Annotated in this window: 16 protein-coding genes; 9 read left to right on the top strand and 7 right to left on the bottom strand. The window is 73.9% G+C overall.

The annotated features are described in order from the left end of the window. Positions 1–3 precede the first annotated feature (3 nt). Positions 4–564: a DUF4865 family protein gene (locus tag BM419_RS08200; protein ID WP_091926104.1), complete on the bottom strand. Its 561-nt coding sequence runs from the start codon at positions 562–564 to the stop codon at positions 4–6. Positions 565–651: 87 nt separating this feature from the next. Here BM419_RS08200 and BM419_RS08195 point away from each other — a divergent pair, with 87 nt between their 5' ends. Further along, positions 652–1530 (top strand): LysR family transcriptional regulator, encoded by an 879-nt coding sequence (locus BM419_RS08195; protein WP_091926102.1) that lies wholly within the window; start codon positions 652–654, stop codon positions 1528–1530. A 22-nt stretch (positions 1531–1552) separates the two neighbouring features. Here BM419_RS08195 and secB read toward each other — a convergent pair whose 3' ends face one another. After that, positions 1553–2053: a protein-export chaperone SecB gene (gene secB, locus BM419_RS08190; RefSeq protein WP_026604852.1), complete on the bottom strand. Its 501-nt coding sequence runs from the start codon at positions 2051–2053 to the stop codon at positions 1553–1555. A gap of 346 nt (positions 2054–2399) precedes the next feature. Between secB and BM419_RS08185 the strand changes: the two genes are divergently transcribed. The 5 genes from BM419_RS08185 (at position 2400) to mltG (ending at position 7540) form a co-directional block, all read left to right on the top strand. After that, positions 2400–3113, top strand: a complete 714-nt coding sequence (locus tag BM419_RS08185) for a Tim44/TimA family putative adaptor protein (RefSeq protein WP_020092701.1) — start codon at positions 2400–2402, stop codon at positions 3111–3113. Positions 3114–3151: 38 nt separating this feature from the next. Next, a complete protein-coding gene (locus BM419_RS08180) occupies positions 3152–4330 on the top strand; it encodes a murein transglycosylase A (RefSeq protein WP_175556287.1) in 1179 nt (392 codons plus the stop codon). Beyond that, the gene (locus BM419_RS08175; protein WP_091926100.1) at positions 4327–4959 is read left to right on the top strand and encodes a Smr/MutS family protein; all 633 of its coding nucleotides are present in this window, start codon (positions 4327–4329) and stop codon (positions 4957–4959) included. The genes BM419_RS08180 and BM419_RS08175 overlap by 4 nt, the downstream gene beginning before the upstream one ends. 124 nt (positions 4960–5083) lie before the next feature. Then, entirely contained in the window at positions 5084–5974 is an 891-nt protein-coding gene (mutM, locus tag BM419_RS08170) for a bifunctional DNA-formamidopyrimidine glycosylase/DNA-(apurinic or apyrimidinic site) lyase (protein WP_091926098.1), read from the top strand. A 150-nt stretch (positions 5975–6124) separates the two neighbouring features. Beyond that, positions 6125–7540 carry an endolytic transglycosylase MltG gene (gene mltG / locus BM419_RS08165; RefSeq protein ID WP_091926097.1) on the top strand — a complete coding sequence of 472 codons (1416 nt, stop codon included), beginning with the start codon at positions 6125–6127 and terminating at the stop codon, positions 7538–7540. A gap of 49 nt (positions 7541–7589) precedes the next feature. On the opposite strand, the gene BM419_RS08160 is transcribed toward mltG, so the two are convergent. Next, entirely contained in the window at positions 7590–8225 is a 636-nt protein-coding gene (locus tag BM419_RS08160) for a PAS domain-containing protein (RefSeq protein WP_244540724.1), read from the bottom strand. A gap of 353 nt (positions 8226–8578) precedes the next feature. On the opposite strand from BM419_RS08160, the gene BM419_RS08155 reads away from it, so the two are divergent. Next, entirely contained in the window at positions 8579–9436 is an 858-nt protein-coding gene (locus tag BM419_RS08155) for a YicC/YloC family endoribonuclease (protein WP_091926267.1), read from the top strand. Positions 9437–9512: 76 nt separating this feature from the next. Next, positions 9513–10175, top strand: coding sequence for a guanylate kinase (gene gmk, locus BM419_RS08150; RefSeq protein ID WP_056525786.1), 663 nt, complete (start codon positions 9513–9515; stop codon positions 10173–10175). Between the two features lie 109 nt (positions 10176–10284). Here gmk and BM419_RS08145 read toward each other — a convergent pair whose 3' ends face one another. Then, complete coding sequence (locus BM419_RS08145; protein ID WP_091926093.1) at positions 10285–10731, bottom strand: DMT family transporter; 447 nt, start codon at positions 10729–10731, stop codon at positions 10285–10287. A 100-nt stretch (positions 10732–10831) separates the two neighbouring features. Between BM419_RS08145 and BM419_RS08140 the strand changes: the two genes are divergently transcribed. Beyond that, positions 10832–11725 carry a LysR family transcriptional regulator gene (locus tag BM419_RS08140; RefSeq protein ID WP_091679706.1) on the top strand — a complete coding sequence of 298 codons (894 nt, stop codon included), beginning with the start codon at positions 10832–10834 and terminating at the stop codon, positions 11723–11725. Positions 11726–11730: 5 nt separating this feature from the next. Here the strand turns inward: BM419_RS08140 and BM419_RS08135 are convergent, their stop codons facing one another. The 3 genes from BM419_RS08135 to BM419_RS08125 form a co-directional block, all read right to left on the bottom strand. Beyond that, complete coding sequence (locus BM419_RS08135; RefSeq protein ID WP_091926091.1) at positions 11731–12324, bottom strand: biliverdin-producing heme oxygenase; 594 nt, start codon at positions 12322–12324, stop codon at positions 11731–11733. Next, complete coding sequence (locus BM419_RS08130) at positions 12321–14933, bottom strand: histidine kinase dimerization/phosphoacceptor domain -containing protein (protein WP_091926090.1); 2613 nt, start codon at positions 14931–14933, stop codon at positions 12321–12323. Before BM419_RS08130 ends, BM419_RS08135 begins: the two co-directional genes overlap by 4 nt. An 84-nt stretch (positions 14934–15017) precedes the next feature. Then, the gene (locus BM419_RS08125; protein ID WP_091926266.1) at positions 15018–16403 is read right to left on the bottom strand and encodes a dihydrolipoyl dehydrogenase; all 1386 of its coding nucleotides are present in this window, start codon (positions 16401–16403) and stop codon (positions 15018–15020) included. Position 16404 lies beyond the last annotated feature (1 nt).

Here is a 16404-nt window from a genome sequence, read left to right as displayed (position 1 = left end):
AGATCAGCGGCCGCGCGCCGCGGCGAGGCCCGGCGCGGCGAGGTGGGCGATCGCGGTTCCGGACAGCCCGGCGGCCGGCTCGGCGCGGAGGGTGAAGCGGGTGAGGCGCCATCCGTCGGGATCGAGCCCGGCCACGGTGGCGAGGACGTCGCGCCCGGCCGCGATGTCGTGCCCGCGTCCCCGCTCGTCGTCGCGCAGGGCGGAGAGATCCTCCGCGGGCCCGACGAGACGCGTCTCCTCCGAGAGGGCGCCCGCGGCGTCGCCCGGCCCGAACGCGGCTGCGACCGCCAGCCACGTCTCGATGCGCGGCCGGCCGAAGCTCGCGATCACGGCGCCGAACCCGGCCCCGGCCAGGAACGCGGCGGCGGCGCCGGCATCCTGCCACAGATAGAGAGAGCTGTAGGCGTTGGCGGCGGCCCCGCGAGCCCGGTCCTCGACCGTGAAGGCCTTGAAGACGAGGCCTGGCACCGCGTCCCAGGCCGGTGCGCGGGTGGCGACGCGCGCGCGGATCCTGTCCATGGCGTAGTCGGCCGGCAGACGATGCCGGTAGCGGGTGATCAGCATGGGGCACTCCCGAAGAGGCCCACAGGCTTGCACGCCGCATCGATAACGGCGACATATCTGTATCGATATCTACGATAAGAGTGCGTTATGGTTGCCGACCGTCCCCTCGACCTCGAAGGCGTCCTGGCCTTCGTGCGCGTGGTCGATCTCGGCAGCTTCACCCGGGCCGCCGAGGCGCTCGCCACCTCGCAGGCGGCGATCAGCCTGCGGCTGAAGCGGCTCGAGGACCGGCTCGGCACGCGCCTCCTGGACCGGACCCCGCGGCACGTGGACCTGACGCGCCAGGGCGCCCTGTTCCTGCCGGCGGCCCGGCGCCTCCTGGACGCCCATGACAGCGCCGTGGCCGACGCGGCGACGGCGCAGCCCGCCCGGCTCAGCCTCGGGATCAGCGACCACGTCGCCGGCCCCGACCTGCCGGTGCTGCTGCGGCGCCTGGGCCTGGATCGGGCCGGGCTGATCACGGAGGTGCGGATCGTCCCGTCGCGCGACCTCGCGGCCGCGTTCGGATCCTCCGGCGAGGGCGGCTACGACGCGGTGATCTTCCGGACGGAGGACGAGGCCGGCCACGGCGGCGCGGTCCTGGCAGAGGAGCGGCTGGGCTGGTTCGCCGCACCGGATTTCCCGGCGCCCCGGCCTGGCGAGACGCTGCGTCTGGCGGGGCTCGCGGGCCCCTGCACGGTCCGGAGCGCGGCGACGCGGGTTCTCGACGCGGCCGGGCTCCCCTGGACCGAGGTCTTCGTCGGCGGCGGCGTGCTGGCGGTGGGGGCGGCCGTGATGGCGGGGCTGGCGGTGGCGGCCCTGGCGCCGAGCACGGCCCCGGCCGGTGCCGTGGAGGTCGGCGGCCGGTTCGGGCTGCCGGAACTGCCGCGCACCTTCGTGGTGCTGCGCGCCCGCCGCCTGGCCGGGCGCCCCGCCGAGGCGCTGCGCGCCCTGGCGGCGGCCTATCGCGGTCCCGGCGGCCGCTGAGCGGCCGCCGGCTCGTCCTGCCTCAGGAGGCGAGCGGGCCCTGGGCGCCCTGCTGCTCCATCACCTTCTGCCGGTAGAGGCCGACGAAGTCGATCGGGTCGATGTACAGGGGCGGGAAGCCGCCGTTGCGCACCGCCTCGGCCACGATCTGGCGGGCGAAGGGGAAGAGCAGGCGCGGGCACTCGATCATAACCGCCGGATGGATCTGGTCGGCCGGGATGTTGAGAAGCCGGAAGACGCCGGCATAGGTCACCTCGAAGGCGAACAGCACCTCGTTCTGGATCTTGGCGTCACCCTCGAGCTTCAGCTCGACCTCGAAATCGGTCTCGGAGAGCTGCTGCGCGTTGACGTTCACCTGGATGTTGATCTGCGGCCCCTGACCCTCCTTGGGCTGGAGCGAGCGCGGTGCGTTCGGATTCTCGAAGGAGAGGTCCTTCGTGTACTGCGCCAGGGCGTTGATGGTCGGCGCATCGCCCTGCGGCATGCCGCCGCCGTTGCCGTTCGCTGCCGGGGAATCGGCCATGCGGATCATCCTTCTCGATCGACCGGCAGGGCCGGCGCGGGTTGTTGTCGCGGCGGGAGCGGCTGGATCACGCCGCGGAACTGCCCAAACGGCAGGGCCGCTAACACGCGGGCCGGGCCTGGACAAGCGAGCGGGCGCGGCGCTGGCGCCGGCGGCCCCCACGACCCATATCGACCGGATCGCAATTGACGCGTGGTTTCGATCGTCCGGCCGACACAACCGGCTCGCTCCCGACGCGTTGGTCGGATATGAGTCGGCCAGACCTCTGCGCGCTTAGCCGGCGCCGCACCGCGCGCGACCTGAGCAAGGGGCACAGGGTCTCGCCGCGGCCACCATCGGATCGGTGATGCAGGACAGTTTCGACGTTACGACGATCATCTTCCTCGCGCTGGCCGTCTTCGTGATCTGGCGTCTGCGCTCGGTGCTCGGTCAGAAGACGGGGGCCGAGCGCTCGCCGTTCAAGCCGGTCGACCGCAGCCGGACTGAGCCCCAGGCGCGCTCCGACGGCGACAACGTCGTTCGCCTGCCCGGCGCCGACCGGGTCCAGGCCGCGCCGCAGCCCGCCGCCGCCCCGCGGGACTGGCGCGGGATCGCCGAGCCGGGATCCGAGGTCGCGCGCGGCCTGGAGGCCTGCATCCAGGCGGAGCCCAGCTTCGACCCCCGCGCCTTCATCGAGGGCGCCAAGTCGGCCTACGAAGCCATCATGATCGCCTTCGCCAAGGGCGACCGGAAGACCCTGCGCGGCCTCCTCTCGAAAGAGGTCGGCGAGGCGTTCGAGCGGGCGATCGCGGAGCGCGAGCGCAACCGGCAGACGCTCGAGACCACCTTCGTGTCGATCGACAAGGCCGAGATCGTCGCCGTCGAGGTGCGCAACCGCGTGGCGCACGTCACCGTCCGCTTCCTGTCGAACCTGATCACCGCCACCCGCGACGCCGACGGCAAGGTGGTGGACGGCAGCGCCGAGACGGTGGTCGAGGTGCCGGATGTCTGGACCTTCGCCCGCACGCTCGGCTCGCGGGACCCGAACTGGCAGCTCGTGGCCACCGAGGCCGGCGCCTGAGTCCGTGACCGGCGTTCCGTGACGATCTTGCCGTGCCGATGTCCCGCGCCCGGTCCGGAGCAGTCCCGGCCGCCCTCCTCGCGTCCCTCCTGAGTCAGGCCGTGTCCGCCGCGCCGACGGCGGTCGGCGGCGCGGTGCTGACCCCCGTGGCCGCGGCCGACCTGCCGGGCTTCCCCGGTGCGGGGACGGAGGCGGCGCTCGACGCCTTCCGCCGCGTCTGCGCGGCCCCGCCGCCCGCTCTGCCCCAGCCCGACGGCGTCGTGGGAGATCCGGCCGCCCTCGCCGAGGCCTGCGCGGCCGCCGCCGGCCCCGTGCCCGACGCCGCCGCCTTCTTCCACGAGCGGTTCGAGGCGTTCCGCGTCGCGCGGCCCGGCGCGGACCGACCCGGCTTCCTGACCGGCTATTTCGAGCCGGAACTCACCGGCTCCCTGGAGCCCGGCCCGGATTTCCAGACGCCGGTCCTGGCCCGCCCCGACGACCTGATCTCCCTCGGCCCCGGCGAGACCCGCCCGGGGCTCGACCCGGGCCTGCGTGCCGCCCGCGCCACCGCGGACGGCTTCGCCCCCTACCCCGACCGCGCCGCGATCGACGACGGCGCCCTCGGCGCGCGGGCGAAGCCGATCCTGTGGCTGCGCGACGCGGTCGACCTGCTGGTCCTGCAGGTCCAGGGTTCCGGGCGCGTCCGGCTGCCGGACGGGGGCGCGGTGCGGGTGCTCTACGACGGCCGCAACGGCCGCCCCTACACGGCGGTGGCCAAGCTGATCGTCCAGGAGGGCCACCTGCCCCTGGAGGGCCTGACGCTCGCCCGCTGGACCGGCTGGCTGCGCGCCCATCCCGAGACCGCCAAGCGCCTGATCCGCGCCAATGCCTCCTACATCTTCTTCCGCCTCGCTCCGGTCGCGGATCCGGCCCTCGGGCCGCCGGGCGCCGCGAACGCCCCGCTCAGCCCGGGCCGCAGCCTGGCGGTGGATTCGACCCTCTGGCGCTACGGCCTGCCGTTCTGGCTCGCCGGCCCCCTCCCCGGCGCGACTCCAGGTGAGGCCGGGCGCCTCGTCATCGCCGCCGATACCGGCTCGGCGATCGTCGGCCCTGCCCGCGGCGACCTCTTCGTCGGTACCGGTGCGGAGGCCGGCGTAGCCGCCGGCAACCTCCGCGACGCGATCGGCTTCGTGGTCCTGCTGCCGCGCCGCGCGGCGGTGCCCGGAGCCGCGCCGTGAGGGCCCCGCGCCGCGGGCGCCGCCTCACCGCGGGAGAGACCCGCCTCTGGGACGCGATCGCCAAGCTGGTCACGCCGCTGCAGGGCCGCGCCGCCCCGGTGCCCGAGACACCTCCGCCGCCGGGCCCGACCGCCACCATGCCGGCCCTCTCGGCGCCGATCCTGAAGCCCAGCGCGCCGCCGGCCGCCAAGAGGCCGCGGGCGAAGCACCCGCCGAAGCCGGCCTCGGAGCCGGCGCGCCCGGCCACCGCCGCTCCCTACCAGGCGCCGCCCCAGCGGCACGCGCCGAGTGCCGGGCTGGAGCGGAACGCCAAGCTCGGCCTGCGCCGGGGGCGGCTCGCGATCGAGGCGCGGATCGACCTGCACGGGATGGTGCAGGCCGAGGCCCACGCCGCGCTGACGGGCTTCCTGCTCCGCGCCCGGGCCGCCGGGCATTCCTACGTGCTGGTCGTCACCGGCAAGGGCGGCCCGGGCCACGCGGACGCCTTCTCCGAGCGGGGCGTCCTCCGCCGCAGCGTGCCGCACTGGCTGCGGGGGCCGGATCTGCACGGCATCGTCCTCGGCTTCGAGGAGGCCGCCCGCCACCATGGCGGCGGCGGCGCCCTCTACGTCCGCCTGCGCCGCCGCTAGGGCGGGCCTCGGCGCGGGACGCGCGGCAAACCGCGCCGGTTCCCCGCGGTTGCGGCCCGGACCGATCCCGCCGATATCCGGATCCGGCGCACGGGGCGCCGCGCACGGAGATGCCGCGAGAGCGATGCCGGAGCTTCCAGAGGTCGAGACCGTGCGGCGGGGATTGGCGCCCGCCCTGGTCGGCGCGCGGTTCAGCCGCGTCACCCTGCGCCGGCCCAACCTGCGCTTCCCGTTCCCCGAGCGCTTCGCCGCCCGCCTCGAGGGGCGGACCGTCACGGACCTCGCGCGCCGGGCGAAGTACCTCACCGCCGCCCTCGACTCGGGCGAGACGCTGGTCATGCATCTCGGCATGAGCGGGCGGTTCGACGTGGCCCTGCCCGACGGCAGCAACCTGTCCCCGGGAGACTTCTACCTCGAGGGCGCCCAGGGCACGCCTCGGCACGACCACGTGGTCATGGCGATGAGCACCGGCGCCACGGTGACCTACAACGACGCCCGCCGCTTCGGCTTCATGGATCTGGTCCCGAGCGCGGAGCTCGCGGCCTGCCGCCACTTTGCCCGGATGGGCGTGGAGCCCCTCGACGGGCTGACCGGGGCTGTGATCGCGCAGCTCTTCCGCCACAAGATCGCGCCGCTGAAGGCCGCCCTGCTCGATCAGCGCCTGATCGCGGGCCTCGGCAACATCTACGTGTGCGAGGCGCTGCACCGGGCGCGCCTGCATCCGGAGGCGCCGGCCGGGAGCCTCGCCCGGCCGGACGGGCGCCCGACGCCCAAAGCCAACGCCCTGGCCAAGGCGATCGTGCAGGTCCTCGAGGAGGCCGTGAAGGCCGGCGGCTCGACCCTGCGCGACTACGCCCACACGGACGGCAGCGCGGGCGCGTTCCAGCACGCCTTCCGGGTCTACGACCGGGTCGGCTTGCCCTGCAGCCGGCCCGGATGCGCCGGCGCGATCACGCGCATCGTGCAGGCGAACCGCTCGACCTTCTACTGCGCCACCTGCCAGCCGCCGGGCTGAGCGCGCCGATCGGCGCCTATCGCGCCGCGGAACGGCAATTTCGCCACAAACCCGACTAGGGTTACGCCCCTCGACGTGCGCACCCAGTTGCGGGCAGCCGATCCCGGCCCGCGGCGCGTGACGGGTCGCGCGGGCCCAGACAGGATCCCGATGTTCTTCCGCCGCTCAAAGACGCCCGCGCCCGAGACCGCCGCGCAGGATCCGACGGACGAGCCCGCCCTGCCGCAGCGGCTGGCGCCGCGCTCGCCCGGCGAGGCGATCAAGCCGACCGTCGCGCCCCCGCCGCCGGAGAAACCCGAGCGCGAGCGGAGCGGCCTCGTGGGCCTGATCAGCGGCGCCCTGACCTTCGCGGTCGTCATCGCCATCGCGGCGATGATCGGGATCACGCTGTTCCAGCGGCAGGTGCGCGAGCCGGGACCGCTCGCGGCCGACAAGGTCGTGGTCATCCCGACCCACAGCGGAACGGCCGAGATCGCCGAGACCCTGAAGCGCGAGGGCGTGATCGACCATACCGGCCTGTTCGAGTTCGCCGCCCGCTTCGGCGGCCGGCCGGCGCTGCGGGCCGGCGAGTACGTCTTCAAGGCGCACGCGAGCATCTCCGACGCGCTCGACACGATCGCCACGGGCCGGCAGGTCCAGCACGCCATCACCTTCCCGGAGGGCCTGACCTCCGAGCAGATCGTCACCCGCCTCAACGACAACGACGTGCTCGCCGGCGAGATCAACGAGATCCCCCCGGAAGGCTCGCTCCTGCCGGACACCTACAAGTTCGAGCGCGGCGCCACCCGGCAGCAGATCGTCAACCTGATGAAGGCCAAGCAGCGCGAGGTCCTGAACCAGATCTGGCTGCGGCGCAGCGCCGACGTGCCGGTGCGGACCCCGGCCGAGATGGTGACCCTCGCCTCCATCGTCGAGAAGGAGACCGGCCGCGCCGACGAGCGGCCCCGGGTGGCCGGCGTCTTCATCAACCGCCTCAACAAGCGGATGAAGCTGCAATCCGACCCCACAATCGTCTACGGCCTCGTGGGCGGGCGCGGCACCCTCGGCCGCGGGATCCTGCGCTCCGAGATCGACCGGCCGACCCCCTACAACACCTACGTGATCGAGGGCCTGCCGCCGGGGCCGATCGCCAATCCCGGCCGCGCCGCCCTGGAGGCGGTGGCCAACCCCTCCCGGACCAAGGACCTGTACTTCGTCGCGGACGGCACCGGCGGCCACGCCTTCGCCGATTCCCTCGAGGCGCACCAGCGCAACGTCGCCCGCTGGCGGGCGGTCGAGAAGAGCCGGCAGGCGCCGCCGGACGCCGTCGACAAGGTCGAGCCGAGCCCTGACTCGACCACGCCGGGCCGCGCCTCGGCCTACGCGCCGGGCGGCGCCCCCGCGGGCAACGGGATCAACACCAACGCGGCCTTCGCCCTGGATACCGGCACGCCGGGCACGCGCGCCTTCGACGCCTCCGAGGGCACCCGCCTCGATCCCCTCAAGAACCGCAGCTACGATCTGGGCTCGCCCAAGACGGTCCCGACCCTGAGCGAGCCGGCACCGGCGCCGCGGGGCCGCCGCTAGGCAGCGGCGCCGGTCCGCGCCGCCGGCTTCGGCGCCGTCGGGGTCGCCCTCAATGCGCCCGCGGGTTCCGCGGGCGCCGCGGCGCCTCCGGCGGCTCGCCCGACAGCGAGGCCGCGATCTGCCGTCCCAGCTCGTAGAGCAGCGCTTCGAGCAGCGGCTGCACCCGCGTCGCTTCGCCGGGCCCGAGATCGCCGACCAGCTCCCACAGGCGCATCGCGTAATCGGCCATCCGCTCGACGGCGGTCCCCGACTCGGTCGGAGCCCCGAGAAAACCGACCGGCGGCTCGTACGGGCCGTCGACCCGGCTGTCGGTGATGTCGATCACGATGCCCCGGCCGTAGATGTGCCCGTCCGCGCGGCGCTCGAACCGGCCCCGCGCCAGGACCCAGCGCACGACGCCCGGCGCGGGCACGATGCGGTGCTCCCAGGCGAAGAGACCGCCCTCCTCGCGGACGCGACGGCGCTCGCTCTGGTCCCGGGCGAGGTCCTCCGGGTGGAAGAGCGCGGAGAGCTGCTCCCAGGTGATGCCGTCCGCCGCCTCGGCCTCGGTCAGGCCGAAGATCCGCGCCATCGTCGCGTCCCCGCGCACGCATCCCGTGTGCGGCGCATCCTCCCAGATGCCGACGCCCAGCGCGGACATCCCGAACGGCGTGAGCGCGGTCCTCCCCAATACTGATCGCGGCATGCGCCATCCGAGTTCATGTGCAGACGAGCGGGATTTCGAGCACACCTTCACTGCGGAATGCAACGTCGGCCGCGCGACACGAAAGTGAAAACGTGACCACCGCGACCGCGCGGGCGACGGCGGACGGGGCCCGCGTCGCGGGCGGGCGGCCCTACCGGTCTCAACAGCGTGCCGGGTGCCGCCCGACTGCACGGCGCCGCCCGAGATGGCCGGGCGCGCGGCGCGTCCGACGCGCGCCCGGCGCGCCTCGCGACGCGGCGACGGCGGCGACCGGCCTCTTCCCACCGGAGTGATCCGTGCTACAGGCCCCGATCTTCACGGGGACGGGGGTCGGCGTGGCCCAGATCGCGAGCATGACCGGTTTCGCCCGGACGGCGGGCAGTGCCGGACCGGTGCACTGGGCCTGGGAGGTCCGCAGCGTCAACGGGCGCGGCCTCGACGTGCGCACCCGCGTGCCGGCCGGCTATGACGGGCTCGGCGAGACCGCGCGCACCGCGCTCCAGAAGACACTCACCCGCGGGCAGTGCCAGTTGACGCTGACCCTCACCAAGCCGGAGACGACCGCGCGGGTGCGGATCAACGAGACCCTCCTGGCGAGCCTCGCCCAGGCGGTGGCCCGGGTGCCGGTCCCCGAGGGCGTGGCCCCCGCCACGATGGACGGGCTGCTCGGCGTGCGCGGCGTGATCGAGGTCGAGGACGAGGCGGCCGACACCGACACCCTCGCCCGGGACCTGGCCGCGGGCGTGGTCCAGCTGGTCGCGGATCTCGTCGAGGCGCGCCGCGCCGAGGGGCGCCAGCTCGAGCAGGTCGTCACCGCTCAGGTCGACCGGATCGCCGCGCTGACCCAGGCGGTCGAGGAGAACCCGGCCCGCCAGCCCGAGGCCGTGCGGGCACGGTTGGAGGCGGCCGTCGCGGCCCTCGGCGGCAGCGGCCTCGACCCGGACCGCCTGCACCAGGAGGCGATGCTGCTCGCCGGCAAGGCGGATGTCCGCGAGGAGCTGGACCGGCTCCGCGCCCACGTGGCGAGCGCCCGGGACCTGCTGGCGGCCGGTGGCGCGATCGGCCGGCGGCTGGACTTCCTGGCCCAGGAATTCGGCCGCGAGGCCAACACCCTGTGCGCCAAGGCCAACGATATCAGCCTGTCGCGGATCGGACTCGACCTGAAGGCCGTGGTCGAGCAGTTCCGCGAGCAGGTGCAGAACATCGAATGATGCCGGGCACGATGCTGGGCACGATGCCGGATCGGGACGTGAGGATACGGATGCGAAACGTCGGGGAGCCACGCGCATGACCGAGCCGGCCGGGAGCGTCTCCGACTCGATCGCGCGGCGCGGGTTGATCCTGATCCTCTCCTCGCCTTCGGGCGCGGGGAAGACCACCCTGACGCGGGCGATCGCGCAGGATCCGAGCTGGGCGCTCGACCTGTCGATCTCGGTGACCACGCGGGGGCGGCGCCCCTCGGAGATCGACGGGCGGCACTACCATTTCATCGATCGCGAGGCGTTCGACGACCTGCGCGAGCGCGACGATCTGCTCGAATGGGCCGAGGTGCACGGCAACTTCTACGGCACGCCCCGTCGGCCGGTGGAGAAGGTGCTGGGCTCCGGCCGGGACATGATCTTCGACATCGACTACCAGGGCACGCGGCAGGTGCGCTCCAAGCTCGCCCAGGACGTGGTGACGGTCTTCATCCTGCCGCCCAGCATGGCCGAGCTGCGCCAGCGCCTGGAGCGCCGGGCGGAGGATTCCGCCGAGACGATCGAGAAGCGTCTCGCCAACGCCCGGACCGAGATCCAGCGCTGGGTCGAGTACGACTACGTCATCGTCAACGACGACCTGCAGAACGCCTTCCGGGCCCTCCAGGGGATCCTGGCGGCCGAGCGCCTCCGGCGGGCGCGCCGCACCGGGCTCGCTCCCTTCGTCGAGGGCCTGCTGGCCGAGACGCCGTGATCCGGCCCTGGAGCGCTCTCCGCCGAAGTGGATACCGGTCCGGCGCAAGAGAGCGTGTCAAAACAAAGGCTTGGAGCCGTGCCCGATTGCAGCGCGATCGCGCACGGCTCTAGCGGCGGATCAGCACGACGCCGCCGATCAGGAGCGCGATCCCCAGGAGGCGCGGCAGGTCGACGGGCCGCTGGGCGAGGCCGAGCAGGCCGGCGTGGTCGAACAGCACCGAGGCGACCATCTGGCCCGTGACGAGGAGCGCGAAGAAGGTCGCGGCGCCGAGCTTCGGGACCAGCAGGATCGCGAGGCCAATGAACACCGCGCCGAACAGGCCTCCGCTCCAGGTCCACCACGGGATGCGCTCCGCCACGCCGGCCGTCGGTACCGGGTCGCGCAGGACGGCGGCGAGGAGCGCCATGCAGGCGAGCCCGACGGCGTAGCTGGAGACGCCGGCCCAGGACGCCGAGTCGAGGCCCGCGCGGAGATTCGCGTTCAGGATCTGCTGCAGGACGAGGCCGGCGCCCGCCAGCACGGCGAGCAGGGCGGAGAGCGCGAAGGCGAGCATTGCGGGACGGGCCTCGGGGTCGGGACGGCGGGCGGCATTGACAACCGTCCCGGTCGATGCCGTCAAATGCCGCGCTGACCCGCGTCCATGCAGTTTCGGCATGATGAACCCCGCACATCTCGACCTCTTCCGCGCCGTGATGCGCCACGGCGGCATGACGCGGGCCGCCGAGGTCCTGGGCATCGGGCAGCCCCATATCAGCCGCGCCATCGCGCAGCTGGAGGCGGCCCTCGGCTTCGCGCTGTTCGTGCGCGGGCACGGCAACGCGTTCCCGACCCCGGAGGGCGAGGCCTTCGCCCAGGAGGTCGCGCAGACCTACGCGGGCCTCGATCACCTGCAGCAGGCCGCGCGCCGGATCCGCGAGCGCGGCACCGGCGGATTGCGCGTCGCCTGCCAGCCCTCCCTGGCCGCCGGATTGCTGCCGCGCGCCATTCGCCGCCTCGACGCGGAATGCCCGGATCTGCGGATCTCGGTCCACGTCCCCAGCCCAGACACGATCTGGTCGTGGACCGCCTCGGGCCAGTGTGACCTCGGCCTGGCCCGGCCGCGCTCCGGCCATGCCGGGGTGAGCGCCGAGCCGTTCCTGCGGGTCGCGGCCGTGTGCGCGCTGCCCCGCGGGCACGCCCTGGCCCGCCGGCGCGTCGTCACGGCGGCGGATCTCGCCGGGGTGCCGCTGATCGCGGCCGGGTCGAGCCCCGTGCAGGCGGCCACCGAGGCGGCCTTCGCGAGCGCCGGCGCGACGCCGCGCTTCGCCCTGATGGCCGAGTACACGGCGGCCCGCTGCGGCCTCGTCGCCGAGGGACTCGGCGCCGCCATCGTCGATCCGGTCCCGGCACGGGCGCTCGGCGGGCTGCCCATCGTGCTGCGGCCGTTCCGGCCCGAGATCCCCATCGAGACGCTGCTGCTCCGGCCGGCGGGCCGGCCACCGGGGCGGCTCGTCGAGCGGCTGATGCTCCATCTGGCGGCGGAGCGCGACGCCCTCGGCGCCGCCTGAGCGGCTCAGGCGGCGGCCGGCAGCTCCGGGACCGGGCAGAGCCACGCGCGCATCGCCGCGAAGGTCGACACGGCCGCGCCGGTGAGCGCGGCCTCCGCGGCCGGGTCGTCGCCGAACGCGTCCAGGCGCGTGCGGAAGGCGGCCCACATCGCCCCCGCGGCGGGCCCGTGCGCCCGGTAATAGGCGAGCCCCGCGTCGGAGAAGCCGTGCAGGCCGGCGATGTGGCGGCCGATCAGCTGCCCGCCGAGGGTCGATCCCTCCAGCACGTAGAGCGCGCCCATGGCGGCGGCCGGCCCGCGGAGAACCGGAGCGGCCGGTCTCGGGAGCGCCGCGACCGCGCCGGGCTGGAGGCCGAGATGGACGAGGTCGGCCGCGAGGAGCGCGAGTCGGCGGCGCGGCGCCAGGAACGGCTCGTCGGCGAGCCCGGACCCGATGGCCGATTCCCAGACCGCGTGGAAGCCGTAGAGGCGTCCCAGCAGCTCCCGGTAGCCGCCGAGCGTCGCCACCCGCGCCTGCCAGTCGAGGGACGCCTCCAGCGCCCGGTGGGCCGGATCGGTCGCGGCGCGCAGCCGCGCGTGCAGGCCTTCGCGGGATCTCACGCGGTGATCGTGAAGCAGGCGCCGGGAGTGTTGGCGACGGTGAGCTTGGCGTTGATCTGGTCGAGCATCGCCCGGATCAGCTTCATGCCCAGGCCGGAGCCCTTGCTCCGCGCCTTGGCGTCCGCCCAGTCGTCGGGCAGGCCGGCCCCGTCGTCGCAGACGCGCAGCTGGATCTCGCCGGGGCCGGAGGCCGAGACTCTGACCTCGACGCGGCCGATGCCCGCCGGGTTGGCCGCGTATTTGAAGGCGTTGGTGACGAGTTCCGTGGCGATCAGCGAGAGCGCCACGGCCTTGCGGTAGGGCACCATCAGGCCGGGCTCCGCCGACAGGTCGACCGCGTGCCCGTCGCCGGCCAGCCCCGCGAGGTCGTTGCACAGGCTCTCGATGGTCTGGCCGAGATCGACCTCGTCGAACCGATCCGCCTGGTACAGGCTGTCGTGCACCCGCGCGACGCTCATCACCCGCGCGGAGGTGTCGGCGAAGGCCTGCCGGGCCTCGCCGTCGGCGATCTGGCGCCGCTGCATCTGCAGGAAGGCCGAGACGATCTGCAGGGAGTTCTTGACCCGGTGGTCGATCTCCCGCGTGAGCAGGTCCTTCTGCTCGAGCAGACGCTCCTTCTCGGCGAGCAGGCCGGTGAGCTCGTCGATCTTGCGCCGCTGGCGCAGCACCACGCCCTCGACCGCCTCGGCCAGGGAGCCGGCGAGCTGGACCTGCCATTCCGCGAACGGCGCGGCGAAGCCGGTGCGCTCCTCGACCCAGCGCTCGAACGAGCGGCGGGGCAGCACCGCCACGGGACCGCTTCCGGCGAGCACGGGCTTGCGCGGGTCGCCACCCCACGTGACCGTGCTGGGCACCTCGGGCCGGAACCAAACCAGCAAGTTCTCGCGCGAATCGTCCACGAAGGCCGCGAGCAGGCCGCTGGCGATCTCGCGATGCGGCCCGGCCTCCGGAAAATCGGCGCCGAAGCTGTCGCTGCTGTAGACGACCTCGCCCTCCGGCACGCGCGCCCGCAGCCAGCTGGCGATCGCCGCCACCGTCTCGGCCGGCGGCGTCCGGCCGATCAGCGTGACCCGCTCGCCCGAGACGATGCCGGCGCCGGTGGCGCTGAACAGGTCGAGCAGCGTCGTCGTCCCGGCCGTCAGGGCGGCCACGAAGTCGTCGGATCGCGTCAGGCCGCGCACGAGGCGCCCCTCGACGTCGAGATGCGCCTGCCGCTCGGCCCAGAGGCGGCGCGACTCGATCTCCTGCACCCGCATGGCGAAGGCGTCGGTGAGCACCGTGGCGGCCGCGCGCGTCTCCGGCGTGACGTAGTGCGGGCGGCGGTGGTGGCCGATCATCAGGCCCCAGAGCCGTCCCTCGACCATGATCGAGATCGACATGGACCCGTTCACGCCGAGGTTGCGCTGGTACTCCAGGTGGATCGGCGAGAGCGTGCGATGCTGGGCGAAGGTCAGGTCGATCGGGCCGTTGCCGGCGCCAGGGGCCGAGACCAGCCCGACCGGGACGCTGTCACGGTCGATGACGAAGCGGCTCTTGGCCTTGGTGTAGAGGGCCCGGGCCTGGGCGGGAATGTCGGAGGCGGGGAAGCGCAGGCCCAGCAGGCTGCGCGACCAGCCCGGCACCTTGTCCTCGGCCACGGCCTCGCCGTTCCAGTCCGGGTCGAAGCGGTAGACCAGCACCGCCTCGAAGCCGGTCAGGGCCCGGATCTCGAGAGCCGCGATCCGGGCGGCCTCGGCCAGGGTCGCGGCCTCGCGCAGGCGACCGACGGCCAGCTCGGTATCGACCTGACTTGCCGTGGCGAAATCGTCGGCCGAATCCGGCTCCAGCTCCATCTCGACGATGACGCGGCCGGCATGGGCGTGGACGACGGCGTGATAGGCGCCGCGATCCGGGAAGGTCAGGGTCCGGCGGATGGAGGCGCCGTCCTCGAGGGTCCCGCTCGCGAGCCGCGCGCGGATCGCCGCGACGACCTCGGCCGGAAGCACGTCCGCCAGGGGCCGGCCCGCCAGCGGCGGCTCGATCGGGTCGATGATCTCGCCGACATTGGCCGAGTAGGCCGCGACCAGGAGGGTTCCGGCATCGGCCGCGAGCATCACGGCGTTGGGCTGGATCGAGCCCGGGATGTGGATCGGCTCGCGCTCGCAGAGGCTGGCATCCACCGGCTCGGCGCGCACCCGCCGGCCGATCGCCGCCATCACGGCCTCGCGCGACAGGTCGGCGCCGAGGCTCTCGACGGGATCGATGGTCAGCCACGTCACCGGGCGCGTGCCGCCGATCTGGCCGTGACGCATGTGGATCCGGGCCCGGAGCGGCTGCGGTAGCCGGCCGAAGACGTAGTCGAAGGTCTCGTCCAGGGCGCCGCGGCGCGCGCCCGCCAGGAACCGGCCGCGGAAGCTCGGCACGTTGGTGCCCGGCATCACGTCGCGGAAATAGTCGCGCCCGAGGACGGCCTCGCGCGACAGCCCGGAGATCGCGCTCGCGCCCTCGCTGAAGGCCACGACGGTGCCGGCCGCATCGAGCCCGATCACGCCCTGGTCGAGGCGGTCGAGCGCGTCCGGCGCGATGACGTCGAGATCGACGTCCGTATCGGGGGCCTGGCTGGGCGGCATCAGGAGCGAAACCGGCTCATTCAGACCGGTATGGCGACCGAAATGGCCGAGCGCAATGCTAGCGATGTCAGCAAGATCAACGCCTCAGCTTCTCTGTATGATCTTAGACATAATATTGATAAGCCCTTCTTCAACCGTAGGATGGTACACCGGGCGATCATGCACGGCCTGGGCCGTCTGCTTGTCGGCGACGGCGTACGTGAGCAGGTGCGCGAGGTGTTCCACGGCCGGCCCGAGCATCTCGCCCCCGAGCAGTCGCCCGGACCGATCGGCCCAGATCCGCATGCCGCCGCGGTTCAGTCCCTCCACGCGGGCGCGCCCCTGGTCGGAGAAATCCAGGGTGCCGACGATCCGTCGATCGTCCTCCGGGTCGTAGGGTGCGCCGATCACCGCCGCCTGGGGATGGGTGAAGACCATCGCGAGGCTCGTCCACGGCTCCGGCGTCGCGACCGGGCGGTCCGCCGCGAGGGCGGCCGCGTTGGCGCCCGCGATCGTGCCCTGGCGGCTCGCCTCGTGCAGCACCGGTCGCCAGCCGTCGACGTCGCCGGCGATCAGGATCGGTGCCCCGGCGCAGACGAGGCTGCGCCGGTCGAAGTCCGGCACGCCCGTCTCGCCGATTCGAAGGCCGGTCGCCTCCAGCCCGAGGGGCTCCAGGTTCGGAGAACGGCCGGTGGCGGCCAGCACCCGCGCCGCCCGCGTGACCTGGTCGCGACCGTGGCGGTCGACCCAGCCGAGACGCACGCCGTCGCTGTCCGCAACGGCGTCCCGAACCTCGGCGCCGAGGTGAAGATCCATCTCCGAAGCGAAGATCGCGGCGGCCTGCCGGGCGAGGTCGGGCTCGGTCAGGCCGGCGACGGTGTCGCCCGCGTCGATGACCGTGACGGCGACGCCGAGCCGGGCCATGGCCTGGGCGATCTCGATCCCAACGGCACCGGCCCCGAGAACGGCCAGCGAGGCCGGGAGATCGGGGATCTCGAAGAGCGTGTCGGTGGTGAGGACGTCCGCGCCGAGGCCCCGCAGGGGCTCCGGGACGATCGGGCTCGAGCCCGTGGCGATGACCGCGGCCCGGAAGCGGATCCGGATCGCGTCGTCGATCAGCAGGGTGCGGTCGCTCTCGAACCGCGCCGTGCCGCCGAGGCGCTCGTCTTCGGGGAGATCGTCGAGACCTTCGAGGACGCTGCCGACGAACCGGTCGCGCTCTTCGCGGAGGCGCCGCAGCACGGCGGGCCCGTCCACCGCGACGTCCGGAACCCGGATGCCGAACAGGTCGGCGGTGCGGGCCGCGTGGGCGGCGGTGCCCGCGGCAATCAGGAGTTTCGAGGGCATGCAGCCGACCCGCGCGCAGGTCGTGCCGCCGGGGCCGCGCTCGATCAGGACCGACCGCGCCCCCGCCGCCGTCGCGGCGCGATGGGCCGCGATTCCGGCGGTCCCGGCACCGATCACCGCCACGTCGTAGTCGAGTTCACGCATC

Origin of the sequence: Methylobacterium sp. yr668 (assembly GCF_900116245.1) — a bacterium.
GTDB lineage: Bacteria > Pseudomonadota > Alphaproteobacteria > Rhizobiales > Beijerinckiaceae > Methylobacterium.
The sequence above is the reverse complement of the archived record's forward strand: the minus strand, read 5'-3'. Positions and strand labels throughout refer to the sequence as shown.

What these genes read in the sequence shown, in the direction of transcription:
- BM419_RS08125 (WP_091926266.1), bottom strand. Translation starts at nt 16,403, where the DNA reads ATGCGTGAACTCGACTACGACGTGGCGGTGATCGGTGCCGGGACCGCC.
- BM419_RS08195 (WP_091926102.1), top strand. Translation starts at nt 652, where the DNA reads ATGGTTGCCGACCGTCCCCTCGACCTCGAAGGCGTCCTGGCCTTCGTG.
- secB (WP_026604852.1), bottom strand. Translation starts at nt 2,053, where the DNA reads ATGGCCGATTCCCCGGCAGCGAACGGCAACGGCGGCGGCATGCCGCAG.
- BM419_RS08155 (WP_091926267.1), top strand. Translation starts at nt 8,579, where the DNA reads ATGACCGGTTTCGCCCGGACGGCGGGCAGTGCCGGACCGGTGCACTGG.
- BM419_RS08145 (WP_091926093.1), bottom strand. Translation starts at nt 10,731, where the DNA reads ATGCTCGCCTTCGCGCTCTCCGCCCTGCTCGCCGTGCTGGCGGGCGCC.
- BM419_RS08180 (WP_175556287.1), top strand. Translation starts at nt 3,152, where the DNA reads ATGTCCCGCGCCCGGTCCGGAGCAGTCCCGGCCGCCCTCCTCGCGTCC.
- mltG (WP_091926097.1), top strand. Translation starts at nt 6,125, where the DNA reads ATGTTCTTCCGCCGCTCAAAGACGCCCGCGCCCGAGACCGCCGCGCAG.
- BM419_RS08140 (WP_091679706.1), top strand. Translation starts at nt 10,832, where the DNA reads ATGATGAACCCCGCACATCTCGACCTCTTCCGCGCCGTGATGCGCCAC.
- BM419_RS08160 (WP_244540724.1), bottom strand. Translation starts at nt 8,225, where the DNA reads ATGCCGCGATCAGTATTGGGGAGGACCGCGCTCACGCCGTTCGGGATG.
- BM419_RS08185 (WP_020092701.1), top strand. Translation starts at nt 2,400, where the DNA reads ATGCAGGACAGTTTCGACGTTACGACGATCATCTTCCTCGCGCTGGCC.
- BM419_RS08200 (WP_091926104.1), bottom strand. Translation starts at nt 564, where the DNA reads ATGCTGATCACCCGCTACCGGCATCGTCTGCCGGCCGACTACGCCATG.
- gmk (WP_056525786.1), top strand. Translation starts at nt 9,513, where the DNA reads ATGACCGAGCCGGCCGGGAGCGTCTCCGACTCGATCGCGCGGCGCGGG.
- mutM (WP_091926098.1), top strand. Translation starts at nt 5,084, where the DNA reads ATGCCGGAGCTTCCAGAGGTCGAGACCGTGCGGCGGGGATTGGCGCCC.
- BM419_RS08130 (WP_091926090.1), bottom strand. Translation starts at nt 14,933, where the DNA reads ATGCCGCCCAGCCAGGCCCCCGATACGGACGTCGATCTCGACGTCATC.